Genomic DNA, 16,581 nt, shown 5'->3' with positions numbered 1-16,581 from the left:
ACTATGTCTGTCAACATATTTTATTCACGAACCTCCACAAAGAACACCCGTTCGTGTACAATAGAAGTTATAAACGCGAAAGGGGTAAATTAACATGTCAGATTTTTCATTAAAATTGTATGAATATAACGTCTGGGCCAATCAGCAAATATTCAGCCGATTAAAAGAGCTTCCAAAAGAGGTATATCGCCAAGACATGCAAAGTGTGTTTCCGTCGATCTCCCATGTGCTGTCTCATGTTTATCTTTCTGATTTAGGCTGGATTGAAGTGTTTTCCGGCAAAAGCTTGAGTGATGCTATGGCGTTAGCTGAACAGCTTAAAGAACAGACAGAGGCAAAAGAAATGGGGGAAATGGAAGCCCTGTTTCTAACGTTATCTGAGCGCTATACATTATTTTTAAAGCAAAAAGAACAGCTCAATAAGCCCCTCCAGATTCAAAACCCCTCTGGCGGAATCATGAAAACGACTGTTTCTGAACTGGTTCCCCACGTTGTCAATCACGGGACATACCACCGCGGCAATATCACGGCAATGCTGCGGCAGGCAGGATATGCATCAGCTCCGACAGATTACGGGCTCTACCTGTATATGAAAAAAACAGAAATGGCATAAAAAAAGCGGCTCCCTAAATGGAGCCGCTTTTTTTATGAGAAATAGTCCAAATCACATTAAAATTTCTTTTCATATATCCTTTATAGTAAAAAAGATAGAAATTTTAGTGTTATAATAATCATTAAAAACATATTGCTGACTCAATAAACATTTTTTAATGGAGGAACACACAAAGTGACAGACGACATGAGGAAAGACAATATAAATCAGCAAAAATTGGAGAGAGGCTTGAAAAACAGGCACATCCAGCTCATTGCCATCGGCGGGGCCATTGGGACAGGCTTATTTCTCGGCTCTGGAAAATCGATTCATTTTGCTGGACCGTCGATTTTATTTGCTTACATGATCACGGGGATCATTTGCTTTTTAATTATGAGATCTCTGGGTGAACTGTTGTTATCGAATTTGAACTATCACTCTTTTGTTGATTTTGTGCAAGACTATTTAGGCGATATGGCAGCCTTTATCACCGGCTGGACATATTGGTTCTGCTGGATTTCCATTGCGATGGCTGATCTGACAGCCGTCGGGCTTTACACTCAATATTGGCTCCCGGGTGTGCCGCAATGGGTGCCCGGCTTAATCGCTCTGATTATTTTACTGATTATGAACCTGGCAACCGTCAAGCTTTTTGGAGAATTAGAATTTTGGTTTGCTTTAATTAAAGTCATTGCCATTTTGGCCCTGATCGTCATTGGCCTTGTGATGATCTTCAAAGGTTTTTCCACAAGCTCAGGGGTCTCCAGTTTCACAAATCTCTGGAGCCACGGAGGGATGTTCCCGAATGGCATGCACGGGTTTATCCTCTCGTTCCAGATGGTTGTGTTTGCCTTTGTCGGCATTGAGCTGGTCGGACTTACAGCCGGTGAAACAGAAAACCCTGAAAAAGTAATTCCTAAAGCGATCAACAATATCCCTGTCCGGGTGCTGCTTTTCTATATTGGTGCTCTTCTTGTGATTATGAGCATCTATCCTTGGGATGTCATCAATCCTAGCGAGAGCCCATTCGTACAAGTATTTGTCGCGGTGGGCATCGTCGGGGCAGCAAGCATTATCAACTTTGTTGTATTGACATCCGCTGCTTCAGCATGCAACAGCGCTGTATTCAGTACAAGCCGTATGGTCTATTCCCTGGCGAAAGATAACAATGCGCCTGAATCAATGGCCAAACTGACTCCGCGTAAAGTACCTAGAAATGCATTGTTCTTTTCGGCTATCGTGATTTTAATCGGTGTCACGTTAAACTACATCATGCCAGAAGGCGTATTCACCCTGATCACAAGCATTTCAACCTTATGCTTTATCTATATTTGGGGTATTACGGTCATCTGCCATATGAAATACCGGAAAACAAGACCTGAATTAGCAAAAACAAATAAGTTTAAGCTTCCGCTTTATCCGTTTACAAATTACCTGATTCTTGCGTTTCTGGCGTTTATCCTTGTTGTGCTGGCATTGGCTGAGGATACCAGAGTTTCGCTATTCGTTACACCGGTTTGGTTTATTTTGCTGATTGTGATTTATAAAGTAAGAAAAGCGAAGCATCAATAAGATTCGCAGCTCCTGCCTCAGAAATGAGAGCAGGAGTTTTTTTGATGAAAATGACCTTTGCTTTCGAATTTGAAGGTATGCTATAGTATTTGTAATCAAAACAAGAAGGGATGATGGGTGGACAATGATTAACTAATCTTATTTTTACCGTTTGAAATCAATATTTCAAATCAGAAAAAATAGGATTAGTCTGCCCATTTTCTATATATACGACACTGCTATTTGTGAAAAATAGCTTATTTGATCATGCACAGGCGCGGCTAATCCTTCCAACACATTTTGGGAGGATTTTTTTATTCTCCCTTTAAAGCGAGGGATATGGATGAAAGAGATCGTAACATTAACAAACGTCAGCTATGAAGTGAAGGATCTGACTGTTTTCAAAAACGTAAATGCAAGTGTTCAGCAAGGAGATATCATTGGGATTATCGGCAAAAACGGTGCTGGGAAATCTACGCTGCTGCACCTCATTCACAATGACTTAGCCCCTGCACAGGGACAAATCCTTCGGCAGGATATAAAAATGACGATGGTTGAACAGGAAACCGCGTCGTATTCCTTCGCGGATCAGACGCCTGCCGAAAAGAAATTATTGGAGAAATGGCGTGTGCCTATCCGTGATTTCCAACAGTTAAGTGGCGGTGAAAAACTGAAAGCGCGGCTGGCGAAAGGACTGTCGGAGGATGCAGATCTTTTACTGTTAGATGAACCGACAAACCACCTTGATGAAAGTAGCCTGCAGTTTCTCATTCAACAGCTGAAAAGTTATAGAGGCACTGTGATTCTCGTTTCTCACGATCGATATTTTTTAGACGAAGCTGCCACAAAAATATGGTCGCTTGAAGACCAAACGCTGATCGAATTCAAAGGGAATTACTCTGGATATATGAAGTTCCGTGAAAAGAAAAGACTCACCCAGCAGCGAGAATATGAAAGGCAGCAAAAAATGGTTGAACGGATAGAAGCACAAATGAATGAGCTTGCTTCATGGTCGAAAAAAGCCCATGACCAATCGACGAAAAAGGAAGGGTTTAAAGAATATCACCGTGTAAAAGCGAAGCGTACGGATGCCCAGATTAAATCCAAGCAGAAGCGGCTTGAAAAAGAACTGGAAAAAGCAAAGGCGGAACCCGTTAAGCCGGAATACACTGTACACTTTTCAATTGATACAAGCAAAAAAACAGGAAAACGTTTTTTAGAAGTTCAGAATATAACGAAGGCTTTTGGCGAAAGAACCCTCTTTACAAACGCAAACTTTACGATTCAGCATGGCGAAAAGGTTGCGATCATAGGCCCCAATGGCAGCGGAAAAACGACATTACTGAAAATCATTCTGGGACAGGAAACAGCTGAGGGAAGTGTATGGGTGTCGCCGTCCGCAAATATCGGCTATTTAACGCAGGAAGTGTTTGATTTGCCTTTAGAACAAACACCGGAAGAGTTATTTGATAATGAAACATACAAAGCAAGAGGGCATGTTCAAAGCCTGATGAGGCACTTGGGTTTTACAGCTTCCCAATGGACTGAGCCGATCAAGCATATGAGTATGGGTGAGCGTGTAAAGTGCAAGCTGATGGCATATATTCTGGAGGAAAAAGACGTGCTGATTTTAGATGAGCCGACAAACCATCTCGATCTGCCGTCACGCGAACAGCTGGAAGAAACACTGTCACAATACAGCGGTACATTGCTGGCGGTTTCACATGACCGATACTTTCTCGAAAAAACAACAAACTGTAAACTCGTCATCTCGGGAAACGGCATCGAAAAGCAGTTAAATGACGCTCCTTTAGAAAGAAATGAGCGGGAGGAGCTTCGTTTAAAGCTTGAGACAGAGAGACAAGAAGTACTGGGAAAGCTCAGTTTTATGATGCCAAATGATAAAGGGTACAAGGAGCTGGATCAGGCTTTCAATGAGCTTACGAAACGGATTAAAGAGCTGGATTGAAGCCGTGAGGACCTCTAAAACAATATAGAACACAAAAAAGCAAAAAATACTGATAAACGAAATAGACACACAGGAGGTTCTAGGCAGCATAAAAGTGGATGTACACCAAACTGAAAATGAAGTGGTGGCTACATGCGATATTCCCGGGATCGAAAAGAACGTTACGCGGGCAGCTTCCACAGAACCGTGACACTGCTGGCAGCTGTTTCTCACGAAGGTGTAAAAGCAACCTACACGAATGGAGTACTGGTCGTCAGAATGCCTAAGTTAACGCAAGGCAATAAAAATAAAATCGATGTTGATTTTCATTAAAAAGGACAACAGCCGTTGTCCTTTTTTCTTTATATTTTCAAGCCTTCCCATGACCTTAATGTCTCTAATGATGACTTATAATACCCTGCCACTACTTCCAAATAGGCATTTCCTTTAATCGGAGTAAACGGATCCGGTCCAGCCGCCACCATCTCCATAATAATCGGGCCTTTATAACCGATAAAATTGAGCGCTTCGATTTGCTCTTTGAGATTCGCATGGCCGTTTCCTATCGCCTGGCGATTTGAATCGGCCACGTGATAGACTCCGAGTTTCTGTCCTGCCAATTTAATGGCCTTCACAGGATCAGCTTCTTCTATGTTCATATGATACGCATCGAGAAGAACTTCGAGATTGGGGCTATTGACATCACGTATGAATTGTAACGCTTCTTTGCCAGTGACCACTTGATGATTTTCGTACCGGTTTAATACTTCGAATACGACCTGAATCTGTAATTCCTCCGCTTTGGCCATGATTTTTTTAGCGCCTTCGACCAATAAACTCCAATCCCGGGCATCATCACCGCTCCCTCTCACTTTACCGACATCGCCGTGAAGACAGATACGGGGGGCGCCTGCATCCGCAGCCCAATCCAGTAAATCCAAGAAATACTGTACAGCCTTTGACCGAACTTCTTCATTCGCACTTGAAATATCCACATTCCTTGGCGTTACCGATAAAACCTTTACTTGATGAGCAGCCAATGTTTCGGCAATGTCTTTCGGATTCAGCGAAATATCCCCTTCGATCTCAACCCCATCTACTCCGATTTCTGCAGCCAGCCGGCATTTTTGTTCAAACGGAATGCTGCCGAAAGTCCATAAGCATAACCCATATTCTCTTCCCATATTGAAATCCCCCTTTTAGAAAGATGAAGCTGTATTCTTTGACATGATTTCTCCTTCAATCTGTTCCAATGATTTGCCTTTAGTCTCCGGCACATATTGATAAACAAAGAGAAAGGCAAGAATGCCAATGGCGCCGTACATGAGAAATAAAGAACCTGTACCGATCAGATCTAAAAGCAGCGGAAAGGACAGCGACACTGCAATATTTGCCAGCCACAGACAGGTACTAGCAATTCCCAGCGCCGTTCCCCTGACCTGCAACGGAAAAATTTCAGCCAGCACAACCCAAACGACCATTCCCCAGCTCGCTGAATACGCTACCATAAACAAGCATAAGCAGGATAACAGCAGCCACCCGGGTGCATGAAAGAATAGCGTACTGACACCCAAAATACCAAGTGCCAAAGACATTCCGACATTGCCAATCAGCATAAGATTTCTTCGCCCTATCCTATCAATCAGCAGCAAGCCAATGATCGTAAATAAGACATTGATAATGCCGATGCCTATGGTTCCTGCAATGGCACTGGCAGCGCCGAATCCCGCATTTTCTAAGATGGTCGGTGTATAATAAATAATCGTATTCGTGCCTATCACTTGCTGAAAGATGGCGATCCCAATACCGATAAATAAGATCGGCCTGATTGCCGGAGATAATAATGTTGATATTGAAACACGCTCTTCCGTCTTGATCTCCTTCATACTGCGGATCTCAGCATCGATTGTTTTCGGATCTCTCGTCAGAAGCAAAATATGGCGCGCTTCATCCTCACTTCTTTTCTGCAGCACCCACCGCGGGCTTTCAGGCATAAAAAACATGCCGGCCATGAGAATGACGGAGGGAATCACTGCTAATACGAGCATCAAATCCCACCTGCCGGAAGATGAAAAAACAAAGTTTACAATATACGCCATGAGAATCCCGAAAGAATTCATCAATGTATTCAATGAAGCGATTCTGCCTCTGATCGCGGCAGGCGCCATTTCTGACAGATACAAAGGAACAATTGCCGAAGCTCCTCCAACCGCTACACCTAATTCTATTCTGAATAGTAATAATATTCCGATATTATGAGCCAAGCCTGTTCCAATGGCTCCAATTGTAAAAAGCACACCGAGCCAGATGATTGTTTTTTTCCTGCCATAGCGGTCGGAAAATCTTCCACAAAAGGCTGCTCCGGCTAAAGCGCCAATCAGTACTCCGCTGACAACCAATCCTTCTAAAAATGGAGTCAGCTCCATGTCTTCTCTAATAAACAGCAGCGCGCCGGATATTACACCCGTATCGTACCCGAACAGCAAACCTCCTAATGCGCCGAAAAAATAAATAAAACTGATATAGACCTTTTTGGATGTCATCAAGACACCTCCGACTGATTGTATTTAACGTTTAAGTAAGGGAGATCCCTTCGTTTAAGAGAAAGATCCCCCAAAATACCAAAAGGGTCATAACAGTGACGCCGTTGAATCCCGCACTATTAATGAAGGAGACAGCATCACGCGCTGTATCACTTTCTTTTGTTTTGAATTGGCCATGCCGTCCATCAGCAGTTCAATTGCCTTTTCTCCCATTTCTTCAGTCGGCTGTGCGATAGTCGTCAATTGGGGATCACTGATCTTTGCAAGGACGCTGTTGTCAAACCCAATTAGAGAAAGGGATGAAGGAATAGAAATATGAAGCTGCCTTGCAGCCTGCAAAACGCCTAAAGCAAGCAGCTCAGTCGTCACAAAGACAGCCGTCGGCCTATGTTTTTGATTAAGCAGCTTTAAACTGATGTCTTTACTGGCTGACAAGTCATATGGACAGTCCAGAATAGCTGATTCATCAATTTGGATTCCTGAAACCTGCAGTCCTTCTTTAAAGCCAATGACACGATTTTTGATTGATGTATTGTTAATCTTTTCTGCTATGACAGCTATATTTGTATGCCCTAATTGGGCTAAATGGACAGCTGCCTCGTATCCCCCTTTAAAATCATCCGCCACTACAGTGTCTACAGGCAGATGCGGTATATCTCTCGACAGCATGACAACCGGCATGTCGCTTTCAATCAGTTCGCGTATCGCCTGACTGTTTTTGAGACCCGTCGCCACAATAATGCCGTCTACATGCTTTTGCTTCAGCATGGTAATATATTCTTCTTCTCTCAGCGAATTATTGTCCGTACTGCATATGATGACACTGAAGTCCTTTTTACGGCCGCTGTCCTCCACAGCTCTGGCCAGTTCGGCCATAAACGGATTGGCGATGTCAGGAATGAGCAGCCCGATGGTCTTCATCATTTTTCTCGCTGAAGTCACAACACTTGGCTGATATTGAAGCTCCTCAATCACTTTCCAAATTCTATTTTTCGTTTTTTCGCTTATATTGCCGGTATTATTAAGAACCTTTGAAACGGTAGAGATTGAAACGTTTGCTTCCTTAGCAACATCATAAATGGTTGTTTTCATTAAGAAGGCCACCTTTATAAAATAGATCCTCTCTAGTATAAACGAATGCTTACCAGAATTTCTTTTTAAAAAGGTGCTTCTTCTATCAAAAACTCAAACCGTTTGCGGCACTCCGTTTTTTAATGTGACAGGCTGCTTCGTTTTGCAAGATTCTATACAAGCTGCGGCAATAGCAAGTGCTGCACGCGCATCTTCGCCTGTAACTAAGGTTGGCTTATGATTTCGAACGGCATCCACAAATGATTGTAACTCATCAACATAAGCATCAAATAATAAGTCCTGATCGTAGCGAATCGTGTTGTAGCTGACTCCGTCTTTGTTATACCTTGTCATGTTTGTATGGCGGATATCTCCGATGGTCAGCATGCCTTCAGATCCGAACACTTCTCCGCGGACATCATATCCATAAACGGCTTGGAAGTTCGCTTCCGCCGTTGCAATCGCTCCGTTATCAAATTTGATCGTGACAACTGCAGTATCCAAAAATCCTTTGTCTTTAAAATCAGGTCTGACAAGCGCATCAGCCGCGGCATAGACTTCAATCGGCTTCGCATTTGGATTGAGGTAGAGTAACGTATCAAAGTCATGAATCAGCGTCTCTAAGAAGATCGTCCATTGTGGAATTGGTGTCGGATCGCCGAGTGCCGGGTCTCTTGTGATGGAACGCATTAACTGAGGCGTGCCAATTTTTCCTGCACGGATTTCCTCATACGCACTGCGAAAGCCTTTAGCAAAACGTCTGTTAAAACCGATTTGAAGCGGAATAGACTCTTCATTTACTATCCTTATGACTTCATCCGCTTCTTCCAGCGTGACAGCCATCGGTTTCTCACAAAATACAGCTTTCCCCTTCTTTGCCGCTGCAATAATGTTTGCGGCATGCGTCCTTGCCGGCGAAGCAATGATGACCGCATCAATATCAGGATGTTCCAGCATATCTAACGGATCTGTAAACGCTTTAATATTTGAGCCGATTGCTTTTGCAAATGCTTCTGCATTCCCCGGAACCGGATCTGCAACTGCATACAAATCTGCTCCCTTCACACGGAACGCAATACTTTCTCCGTGAAAAGCTCCCATCCGTCCCGCACCTAATAGCCCAATCTGTACATTTCCCATCAGTACCACTCCCATTCTGCGAAAATAAGGAAAGTCTTTCTCTTCAATATCATTAAATGATAAAAAATAACCCCTAAAAATATTTATAAAATACATTCAATATAGGGAAAGTCTTTCCTAATTGGTTTCAATTGTAACCCCTTACATTATTTAAGGTCAATCTTTTTTTGCTGTGTTTAAAGCAGACCTCTCCTTTAGCCGTCGATCAAGCCTGCAATGACTAAGGGTTCAGGGGCAAAAACATACCAAGGGTGTACGGCCCCGATCGTTCAAATGGAAACTTCTCATATATAGAAGGGAGGTAATGAAGAAAAGAGTGAGGGTGGATCATATGACTGAAGGCTTTTACTGTGATGAAGTATTTAGCGGCAAAACAAAGCAAATAAGGTATTAGAGGCAGATAACGTATTGGCTTACTATCATACAAACCCTTTTTATCCAGTCCATATTGTCCCGAAGAAACATATCTCCTCATGATCACCCTGGAAGAGCACGATCATGACTTGCTTCTTGAATTAATGGGTGCGAATCAAAAGTCGCTTCCATGGTGATGGAAGAAAAGGGCGCATGCCGTGTGATCACCAACTTAGGGGCTTACCACATTTACATTGGCATATTGTGTTTGGGAAACCGCTTAAGTAAGCAGCTATTATCAGCACAGCTGTTTCCGCATACGTATATTGGTCATGGCATATCCCATCTTCTGATAAAGATAGACGGCTGTCTCGTTATGCGCAAACACATGGAGAGCAAGTCTTTCCGCACCAAGCTCTCTTGCTCTTTCATCCAGACTTTGAAGCGCCAATTGAGCCAGCCCTTTACCGCGAAAGGCTTCATACAATCCAAAGGAATAGATAAACGCTTCCTTTTGCGGATGAAGCGGATCAGCATACAGCCAGAGCCAGCCCATCCTTTCCCCTTGTTCATTTGTGATGTTCCAAAAGAAATGATTGCTGCTGTTTCGTCCATTCGGAATCAAGTTCTCATATGCCTGCTCCGATTTCTCAAGCGCCTCTTTTTCCGTCCAAGTTCCCGATTGTATGTTTTGTTTCGCATAATTTTGCACGGACATCCCGCGAAATGCTTCGAACTCCTCCATACTCATGTCTTCCAAAGTTAACGCCATCCTGCATTCCTCCTTTATGAAAAAAAGTCCAGCCGGTGCCGGACGAATAACGTACAAATGAAGATCTATTTCTATTATTCGGTTTATACCTGTTTCTATTATTCGATAAGAGGAGGAGATCTCCTGCAAATTGGTTTGTTAAGTAAATAGCTTACGTGGACTCCCAAATGATTATAATGATAGAAACAATCAAACAGATCATCGCAGGGATCGTCATGAGGACCGATTGGCGTGCTCGAAAAACGTGTGCATGAACTGCTCCCGCCATGAGAACGACAAACAACACACCTGCCCCAAACGCTGCATACCGATTCCAAATTCCCGCTGTCATAGCAAGTGCCCCGGCTATTTCAAGAATGCCAGTAACAGTCAGAAACCATAATGGATATTGATAATGCCGCCAATGCTCAACTTGAAAGGGAGCGCGGAACACCTTTATGATGCCTCCCGCGAGCATAAAAGCTGCCAAACTGGCCTTCATAATAATAGATATCATCTTACGTCACTCCCTTTCGGAAGCATCCCGTATACTAAAAGATTCACAACCTGTGCTGCGAGGCTTGCCGGATCTTTGATTCCGGTTAACAAAAATGAATCGGTTAAATGTTCGATCATGCCGATCAAACACTCAGCGACCGTTTCCATATCCAGGTCAGAACGAAAATAACCAAGCCGCTGTTCTGCTTCTAAGTTCTCTTTCAAACCCATCGCCAAGTCTTTTTTCATTTGTTTCGCTTCTGGGTTAAGAAAAAAGCCGATCTTGGTTAAATCCTTGTCCTCAGCCAGAAATTGAAAAACAGTTTCCACAGCAGACAGCACCCGCTTTGATACATCATTCGTATTTAATCCGTTTTCCAGAAGAAGTGACGCTGTCAGCTTTCTTACACGAGAGTGAAAATCAGTGATTATCTCCTCAAAAATGGCTTCTTTGCTTTGAAAGTACAGATAAAAAGAAGGCTGCGTCAGTCCGGCTCTTTTCACAATTTCACTTACCTTCGTCTCATGGAATCCCCGAATCGAAAATTCATTAGCAGCAGCTTTGAGTAATCGTTTCCGGCTTTCTTCCCCTTTACGTCCTTTTTTGCTTCTCAATTAGGATCATCCCCTACAAAAAGATACTCACAAGTAATGTTACTTGTGAGTATTATTTCATGCCGTTGGCTTTTATGTCAATGAATTTCAAACTGATCGTGTTTGCCAACTTCCTTTATTCAGGGGTTTTGCACTGCATTATGATGAAGTGAGGAATACTGATATGCTAGTGGGTCAATCATTGATATCCCATGATTGATCCTCATGCTATGATACAGAAAATATTGATCCATTCGCTCCAGCCCAATTTCAGATAGCTCCTTTTTATTGAAAAGTTCATGACCGATATAATCTTTTAAATTGTCTTAACAGGCTATTTGCCTGAGACGCCTTCTCTCTCTTTTTTATTGATATTTTCCTTCATCAAACCGGAGATTTTCTGTTCGCCGGTATGCGGGATCTGATTAAGCTGATTCATCACTAACGTTTGCCGTAGCAGTGAATGATTTTGACTCAGCTTCGCTTTCCCCTCTATTTTGCTGATATTGATTTTGAACCCTTTCACTCCTTTGTTCATGCCCGCCAAAAATGCAGGATCGACATCTTCTAGTTTGTATGAGCTATCCGGGCTTTCATACTTCAATACCAAGTCTTTCATAGAGTCTGCTAATTCTTTTTCATCCTCTAAAAGCTCCACTTCTCCATAAACGTGGACCGTAACGTAATTCCATGTCGGGACGGCTTTATTCGTCTCATACCACGATGGCGAGATATAGCAATGGGGACCATGAAAAACAGCCAAAACGGATTGGCCGACGATGTCCTTCCATTGAGGATTCTGCAAAGCAAAATGACCGTATAAGCAGGCTTTGTCATCACTTATCAGCAACGGCAAATGGGTTGCAAACGGCATGCCTTCATGCATCGAGAACAACGTCGCAAAACCATTTTCCCGGATGACATCATAAGCGTCTGATTCGTTAAGTTTAAATGGGGCAGGAATAAACATAAACCAATCTCCCTTCTGATTAAGCCGATCACTGTCGAACAGGAAACTGTCTCCATGATCAGTTATTTATAAGGTATAATATGATACTAACTGACATTTTCAAAGGTACAGTTTTAAACAAATATGCATGTCAGAGGTGAAAGCAGTGAAAAATATGATTTTTGCTTTTCATCATGAGGGCCCTAAATACAAACAAGTTTACGAGCAGTTTAAATCATTAATTGAACAAGGGCATATACGGGCGAATGAACAATTACCCTCTATTCGGGAGCTCGCTCATTCCTTGCAGGTGAGCCGCAATACAACTTTGATGGCTTATGATCAGCTGATAGCAGAAGGCTACATTCGTGGAGAAAGAAGAAAAGGCTATTTTGCGAATGAAATCGAGCCTCTTTTATTTCAGGGGAAAGAGACATCTTCTCAAAACAAGCAAACAGATACAGCGCCGCAAATTCTCATTGATTTTCGCCCCGGGGCTGTAGACCAAACACATTTCCCGCTTAAAATATGGAGAAGGCAGTCGAATCAAATGCTGGCATCAGAGAAGAGCTACCTATACGGTGAAGCATTCGGAGAAAAATGCCTGCGTGAACAAATTGCGGCTTATCTATTAGAATCGCGAGGCGTAAAAGCAGATGCAAATTCGATTATGATTGGCAGCAGCACACAGCAAATGCTTATTTATCTTGGACAGGTTTTAAAAGATGATTTTTCCGGCATCATCGTAGAGGATCCTGGATATGTTGGGGCACGAGAAGCTTTTCAGCTGCAAGGTTTTACTCTCGAAACGCTGCCTGTTTATGAGACAGGCGCCGATTTTTCAGCATTACATCAAATGAATGAAAGATTAATCTATGTAACACCCTCTCACCACAGCCCTTATGGGGTAAGCATGTCTATTCAGGAGCGGCAAGCACTGATTCATTGGGCGGCTAAAAAAGACGGGTATATTCTTGAAGATGATTATGACAGTGAATTTCGTTACACACAGCAGCCCTTCCCTGCACTGGCCTCTATTCATTCACAAAGAGTCATTTATCTGGGGAATTTCTCAAAATCTTTTCTCCCAGGCATTCGCCTCTGCTATATGGTGCTGCCGGAGCCCATTTTACAGCGCTATCAGCATCGATTTCATCAATTCGAAAGCACCGCTTCTTTGCTGAGCCAGCTCACCATGGCAGAATTTATGAAAGAAGGAGAATGGACCCGTCATATCAAACGAATGCGCGTTGTCTACAAACGCAAAATGCAGCACTTGGCTGCAAGTGTGAAGCATCAGTTCGGACATCATGTATCCGTAATAGGTGAACAGTCCGGGTTATACATATTAGTGAAGGTTCATGAGAATTGTTCAGAAGAATCGCTGATTCAGCGTGCTTTAGAATACGGAGTAAAAGTCTATCCTACCGCGCTCTATTTTGTAAACAACGCTTCTGATCATCCGCTGATTAAATTGGGTTTCGGACATCTTGGCTTTGATGACATAACACATGGCGTCCAGCTTTTAAAACAAGCATGGGGGACGGCATGACGCTTTCCCCTTTCTATGATAAAAAGCCCCTTAAAAGGGGGCTTTTTATTTGAAAGGTATAAACACTTTATTCATCTTGATATAACTGATAAACCCTTTTCAGCCTTTCTTCGAGCTGTTCAAAATGAACAAAACGGGCTTCTCTCAGAAACTCAGTCCCATCAATGAACAAAAGAAGCACAGGGACAGTGAAGACTGAAAATCTGCCGGCAACCTCCTCTACATCGTCAGCATTGATATACCCCAATTTGATGTTTGGAAACTGCTCCAATAATATTCTGAGCTGCGGCAGAACAGCATGACATACTGTACAGCCGGGCCTTGAAATGTAGAGAAAACTGAATTGGTGCTGTTTGATAAAATTCTCTATAGAATCCAATGAATGTAATTTTGTCATCTCTTTCATCAAATTCCCCCTTCAAATTGGTCTGCCTTTCATGACCAAGCTCATTATACGCGTATCATTCACTATACACATTTATATTTATAATATCCGCTTTTTTGCTTTGCAGAGTACCCGCAAGTTATGCTCAAAAATCTCAAAACAAAAGAACAGTTACTGGCGAGCAGTAACTGTTCTTAAATAATTGTATATTAAAAATGCAAAGCGTAAGCCCCTGAACCGATGAGTGCAACCCCAATGGAGACTGCAATCAGCACTGCGTTATATTCAAAACCGCCGGCGCCATTTGCAAATCCTTTCGCTCCATGGACTTTTACGATGGCACCTAACATAATGATCGTTATAATAGCAGCTCCAAGCGGGAGAAATACACCTAAAATAAATAGAATTCCGCTTACTAATTCCCCAAGACCTGATAAAGCGGCCGCGACGTTACCTGGTTTAACCCCAATTGACTCGAACCATTGTCCGGTTCCTTTAATCCCGTATCCGCCAAACCAGCCGAATAACTTTTGTGATCCATAAAACAGAAACACCACACCAATCATAATACGAATAAGCAACAGTCCTGCATCTTCCATTTTTATCTCTCCTTATTTTTGATGTAACATGATATGCTGAAAGGCACCAGTCTGATTCTTTGCCGCCAGTACCGTCTTAGCAATCATCTGTTGAATATATACCTCTTTATTTTCTTCATGCGTCAGCATTATTTAAAATCAATCTAACTCTCTCACTTCAAACGGCAGCAGCCCTTGTTCAATTTGTGTTCGATGCGGTTCATACTGCACAGGCAGCATCAATTTTCCACCCATTGTTTCTTGTGATTCATCATGGGCAAATCCCGGTGGATCCGTTGCAATTTCAAACAGGATTTCCCCATGCTCTCTGAAGTAAATCGCATTAAAGTAGTTTCTATCCCGAACAGGAGTCACACCATATCCGTGAGAAGCAATATATCTTTGCCATTCTAATTGATCTTGGTCATCGCTAGCTCTCCAAGCAATGTGATGCACCGTGCCGACTCCCATTTGCCCGCGGCCAATAGGCGTTAATTTAAGGTCAATCACATTTCCGATATCACCGGCAGAGCGATAACGAACGAAGTCTCCTTCCTTGCCGACTCGTTCCAGCCCCATAATGTTTTCTAGCAGTTCACCTGTTTTTTCAGGCTGTGCTGATAACAAAGTTGCACCCCCAAAACCTTTAATGGCAACCTCAGGTGTTACATCTCCGAAAGTCCAAGTATTGGCTTCTCCTTCTTCTCTTTCCACGATTTCTAAATGTAGGCCATGCGGATCATCAAATTCTATATACTGTTCTCCAAAACGCTCGATTTTTGTGTATGGAACGCTGAACTTTTCAAGTCTCTTTTCCCAAAATGCCATGGCCCCCTTCGGCACGACATAAGAGGTCACGCCTACTTGACCGTCTCCAATGATGCCTTTGCGAGCCCCTGCCCACGGAAAGAAGGTGATAATTGTTCCAGGCTTTCCGCCTTCATTCCCAAAATAAAGATGATACGTACCCGGGTCATCAAAATTGACCGTTTGCTTGACCAATCGAAGCCCCAGCACTCCTGCGTAGAAATCTGTGTTTTCTTGAGGGTGACCGACAATTGCTGTAATATGATGTATTCCCATCGTATTTTTAGCCATTTTTACCCGCTCCTTTAAACGTTCAATTTACATATATTCAACAAACTCATTCACAGGCTTCCGGTAGCCGCGCGGCATTCTGCTCTCTGTTTTTTCTTTCCCAATTGTAATCATCATGACAATCTCAAATTGGTCATCTATATTCAAAATCTGTTTCACGGCTTCATCATCAAAGCCGATCATAGGGCAGGTGTCCCAGCCTTTTTCCTTAGCGCTCAGCATAAACATCATCGCAGAAAGTGAAGCATTCCTTATCGCCTCGTCTCTCTTAAATGGCTCTCCTCTGTTTTCATAAAACGAAACTGTGTCTTGAACCATGTGATCATACTCTTGTTTATTTAATATCCCCAACATCTTTAATCCTTCATAAATGTCAGCCGCTTGCTGATATGCCTGCTTATCCCCTAATACCAAAAGAACTGCCGATGAGCTCAATACCTTATATTGTCCGTTTGCGGCCTGCTTCAGCTTTTCTTTTACATCCGGGTCAAGTACCGTCACATATTTGGTATGCTGTAAATTAAAAGCCGATGGAGCCAATGCAACCAATTCAAACATCTCATTGAGTTCATCTTTCGTGATTGGATGATCTGGAAGGAAGTTGCTTGCAGATCTTCTTTCATTAACTAACTGTGAAAATTCAGCCATTTATGAACACCCCTTTTATCTCGAATTCGAGATATTATTTTATAAAAAATCGATTGCATATGATGCAAAAGAATGACAATGATTGAGATTGCTCTACATTATTCAGCAACACGCTTTTTTAAATCCTGCATGTTTTTATTCTGAAATCCAAACTAAATATCTTGAATTAAAATATCTTGAATATGAGATAATAATAAAATACGAATGTTCTCATGTCAACAGTTTTTAAAAAATCAGGTGGAAATTTTTCACTTAAGCTGAATTTATGTTTGTGGATAGTCACTACTTGTTTCATAAGAACCCCTTTGTTTGCTGTGTGATCTTTAGCC

General features: G+C 42.5%; 16 protein-coding genes and 2 pseudogenes. 6 read left to right on the top strand and 12 right to left on the bottom strand.

What is annotated here, in order from left to right; genetic code table 11:
* The first annotated feature begins 94 nt into the window (after positions 1–94).
* The 4 genes and pseudogenes from dinB to BSI_RS0121480 all read left to right on the top strand — a co-directional run bounded on the left by dinB (position 95) and on the right by BSI_RS0121480 (position 4,424).
* A complete protein-coding gene (dinB, locus tag BSI_RS05090; protein ID WP_003240602.1) occupies positions 95–613 on the top strand; it encodes a damage-inducible protein DinB in 519 nt (172 codons plus the stop codon).
* A gap of 174 nt (positions 614–787) precedes the next feature.
* The gene (locus tag BSI_RS05095) at positions 788–2,164 is read left to right on the top strand and encodes an amino acid permease (protein ID WP_003240601.1); all 1,377 of its coding nucleotides are present in this window, start codon (positions 788–790) and stop codon (positions 2,162–2,164) included.
* A 322-nt stretch (positions 2,165–2,486) separates the two neighbouring features.
* Positions 2,487–4,112: an ABC-F type ribosomal protection protein VmlR gene (gene vmlR / locus BSI_RS05100; protein WP_003240600.1), complete on the top strand. Its 1,626-nt coding sequence runs from the start codon at positions 2,487–2,489 to the stop codon at positions 4,110–4,112.
* Between the two features lie 46 nt (positions 4,113–4,158).
* Positions 4,159–4,424 (top strand): annotated as a pseudogene (locus BSI_RS0121480) (Hsp20/alpha crystallin family protein).
* Positions 4,425–4,453: 29 nt separating this feature from the next.
* Here the strand turns inward: BSI_RS0121480 and BSI_RS05105 are convergent.
* From BSI_RS05105 to BSI_RS05120, 4 genes are all read right to left on the bottom strand, one after another.
* On the bottom strand, positions 4,454–5,275 hold the full coding sequence (locus BSI_RS05105) for a sugar phosphate isomerase/epimerase family protein (protein WP_003240597.1): 822 nt from the start codon (positions 5,273–5,275) through the stop codon (positions 4,454–4,456).
* Positions 5,276–5,290: 15 nt separating this feature from the next.
* Positions 5,291–6,634: a sugar porter family MFS transporter gene (locus BSI_RS05110; protein WP_003240595.1), complete on the bottom strand. Its 1,344-nt coding sequence runs from the start codon at positions 6,632–6,634 to the stop codon at positions 5,291–5,293.
* Positions 6,635–6,721: 87 nt separating this feature from the next.
* Positions 6,722–7,726, bottom strand: coding sequence for a LacI family DNA-binding transcriptional regulator (locus tag BSI_RS05115; RefSeq protein WP_003240593.1), 1,005 nt, complete (start codon positions 7,724–7,726; stop codon positions 6,722–6,724).
* Between the two features lie 93 nt (positions 7,727–7,819).
* Positions 7,820–8,845 (bottom strand): Gfo/Idh/MocA family oxidoreductase, encoded by a 1,026-nt coding sequence (locus BSI_RS05120; protein WP_003240590.1) that lies wholly within the window; start codon positions 8,843–8,845, stop codon positions 7,820–7,822.
* Positions 8,846–9,176: 331 nt separating this feature from the next.
* Between BSI_RS05120 and BSI_RS23145 the strand changes: the two are divergent.
* Positions 9,177–9,487: pseudogene (locus tag BSI_RS23145) on the top strand (HIT domain-containing protein).
* Between the two features lie 10 nt (positions 9,488–9,497).
* Here the strand turns inward: BSI_RS23145 and BSI_RS05125 are convergent.
* The 4 genes from BSI_RS05125 to BSI_RS05140 all read right to left on the bottom strand — a co-directional run bounded on the left by BSI_RS05125 (position 9,498) and on the right by BSI_RS05140 (position 12,012).
* Positions 9,498–9,971, bottom strand: coding sequence for a GNAT family N-acetyltransferase (locus tag BSI_RS05125; protein ID WP_003240589.1), 474 nt, complete (start codon positions 9,969–9,971; stop codon positions 9,498–9,500).
* A 151-nt stretch (positions 9,972–10,122) separates the two neighbouring features.
* Positions 10,123–10,467 (bottom strand): DoxX family protein, encoded by a 345-nt coding sequence (locus tag BSI_RS05130; protein ID WP_003240587.1) that lies wholly within the window; start codon positions 10,465–10,467, stop codon positions 10,123–10,125.
* Positions 10,464–11,063 carry a TetR/AcrR family transcriptional regulator gene (locus BSI_RS05135; RefSeq protein WP_003240585.1) on the bottom strand — a complete coding sequence of 200 codons (600 nt, stop codon included), beginning with the start codon at positions 11,061–11,063 and terminating at the stop codon, positions 10,464–10,466. Before BSI_RS05135 ends, BSI_RS05130 begins: the two co-directional genes overlap by 4 nt.
* Positions 11,064–11,376: 313 nt before the next feature.
* Positions 11,377–12,012: an FMN-binding negative transcriptional regulator gene (locus BSI_RS05140; protein WP_003240583.1), complete on the bottom strand. Its 636-nt coding sequence runs from the start codon at positions 12,010–12,012 to the stop codon at positions 11,377–11,379.
* A 145-nt stretch (positions 12,013–12,157) separates the two neighbouring features.
* Between BSI_RS05140 and pdxR the strand changes: the two genes are divergently transcribed.
* Entirely contained in the window at positions 12,158–13,543 is a 1,386-nt protein-coding gene (gene pdxR / locus BSI_RS05145; RefSeq protein WP_032732237.1) for a MocR-like pyridoxine biosynthesis transcription factor PdxR, read from the top strand.
* 67 nt (positions 13,544–13,610) lie between these two features.
* Here the strand turns inward: pdxR and BSI_RS05150 are convergent, their stop codons facing one another.
* From BSI_RS05150 to BSI_RS05165, 4 genes are all read right to left on the bottom strand, one after another.
* Complete coding sequence (locus BSI_RS05150; protein WP_003240579.1) at positions 13,611–13,949, bottom strand: thioredoxin family protein; 339 nt, start codon at positions 13,947–13,949, stop codon at positions 13,611–13,613.
* 188 nt (positions 13,950–14,137) lie between these two features.
* Positions 14,138–14,527, bottom strand: coding sequence for a DoxX family protein (locus tag BSI_RS05155; protein WP_003240578.1), 390 nt, complete (start codon positions 14,525–14,527; stop codon positions 14,138–14,140).
* Between the two features lie 138 nt (positions 14,528–14,665).
* Positions 14,666–15,604 carry a ring-cleaving dioxygenase gene (locus BSI_RS05160; RefSeq protein ID WP_003240575.1) on the bottom strand — a complete coding sequence of 313 codons (939 nt, stop codon included), beginning with the start codon at positions 15,602–15,604 and terminating at the stop codon, positions 14,666–14,668.
* Positions 15,605–15,631: 27 nt separating this feature from the next.
* Complete coding sequence (locus BSI_RS05165; RefSeq protein ID WP_003240570.1) at positions 15,632–16,252, bottom strand: nitroreductase family protein; 621 nt, start codon at positions 16,250–16,252, stop codon at positions 15,632–15,634.
* Positions 16,253–16,581: the final 329 nt, after the last annotated feature.

Origin of the sequence: Bacillus inaquosorum KCTC 13429 (assembly GCF_000332645.1) — a bacterium.
In the GTDB taxonomy this organism is placed as follows: Bacteria; Bacillota; Bacilli; order Bacillales; family Bacillaceae; genus Bacillus; species Bacillus inaquosorum.
Note: the sequence above shows the minus strand (reverse complement) of the source record. Positions and strands in the feature narration are given on the sequence as shown.

Bases quoted from the DNA above. Each gene is read 5' to 3' on its own strand.
- dinB (WP_003240602.1), top strand. From the start codon at position 95: ATGTCAGATTTTTCATTAAAATTGTATGAATATAACGTCTGGGCCAAT.
- vmlR (WP_003240600.1), top strand. From the start codon at position 2,487: ATGAAAGAGATCGTAACATTAACAAACGTCAGCTATGAAGTGAAGGAT.
- BSI_RS05105 (WP_003240597.1), bottom strand. From the start codon at position 5,275: ATGGGAAGAGAATATGGGTTATGCTTATGGACTTTCGGCAGCATTCCG.
- BSI_RS05110 (WP_003240595.1), bottom strand. From the start codon at position 6,634: ATGACATCCAAAAAGGTCTATATCAGTTTTATTTATTTTTTCGGCGCA.
- BSI_RS05115 (WP_003240593.1), bottom strand. From the start codon at position 7,726: ATGAAAACAACCATTTATGATGTTGCTAAGGAAGCAAACGTTTCAATC.
- BSI_RS05120 (WP_003240590.1), bottom strand. From the start codon at position 8,845: ATGGGAAATGTACAGATTGGGCTATTAGGTGCGGGACGGATGGGAGCT.
- BSI_RS05125 (WP_003240589.1), bottom strand. From the start codon at position 9,971: ATGGCGTTAACTTTGGAAGACATGAGTATGGAGGAGTTCGAAGCATTT.
- BSI_RS05130 (WP_003240587.1), bottom strand. From the start codon at position 10,467: ATGATATCTATTATTATGAAGGCCAGTTTGGCAGCTTTTATGCTCGCG.
- BSI_RS05140 (WP_003240583.1), bottom strand. From the start codon at position 12,012: ATGTTTATTCCTGCCCCATTTAAACTTAACGAATCAGACGCTTATGAT.
- BSI_RS05150 (WP_003240579.1), bottom strand. From the start codon at position 13,949: ATGAAAGAGATGACAAAATTACATTCATTGGATTCTATAGAGAATTTT.
- BSI_RS05155 (WP_003240578.1), bottom strand. From the start codon at position 14,527: ATGGAAGATGCAGGACTGTTGCTTATTCGTATTATGATTGGTGTGGTG.
- BSI_RS05160 (WP_003240575.1), bottom strand. From the start codon at position 15,604: ATGGCTAAAAATACGATGGGAATACATCATATTACAGCAATTGTCGGT.
- BSI_RS05165 (WP_003240570.1), bottom strand. From the start codon at position 16,252: ATGGCTGAATTTTCACAGTTAGTTAATGAAAGAAGATCTGCAAGCAAC.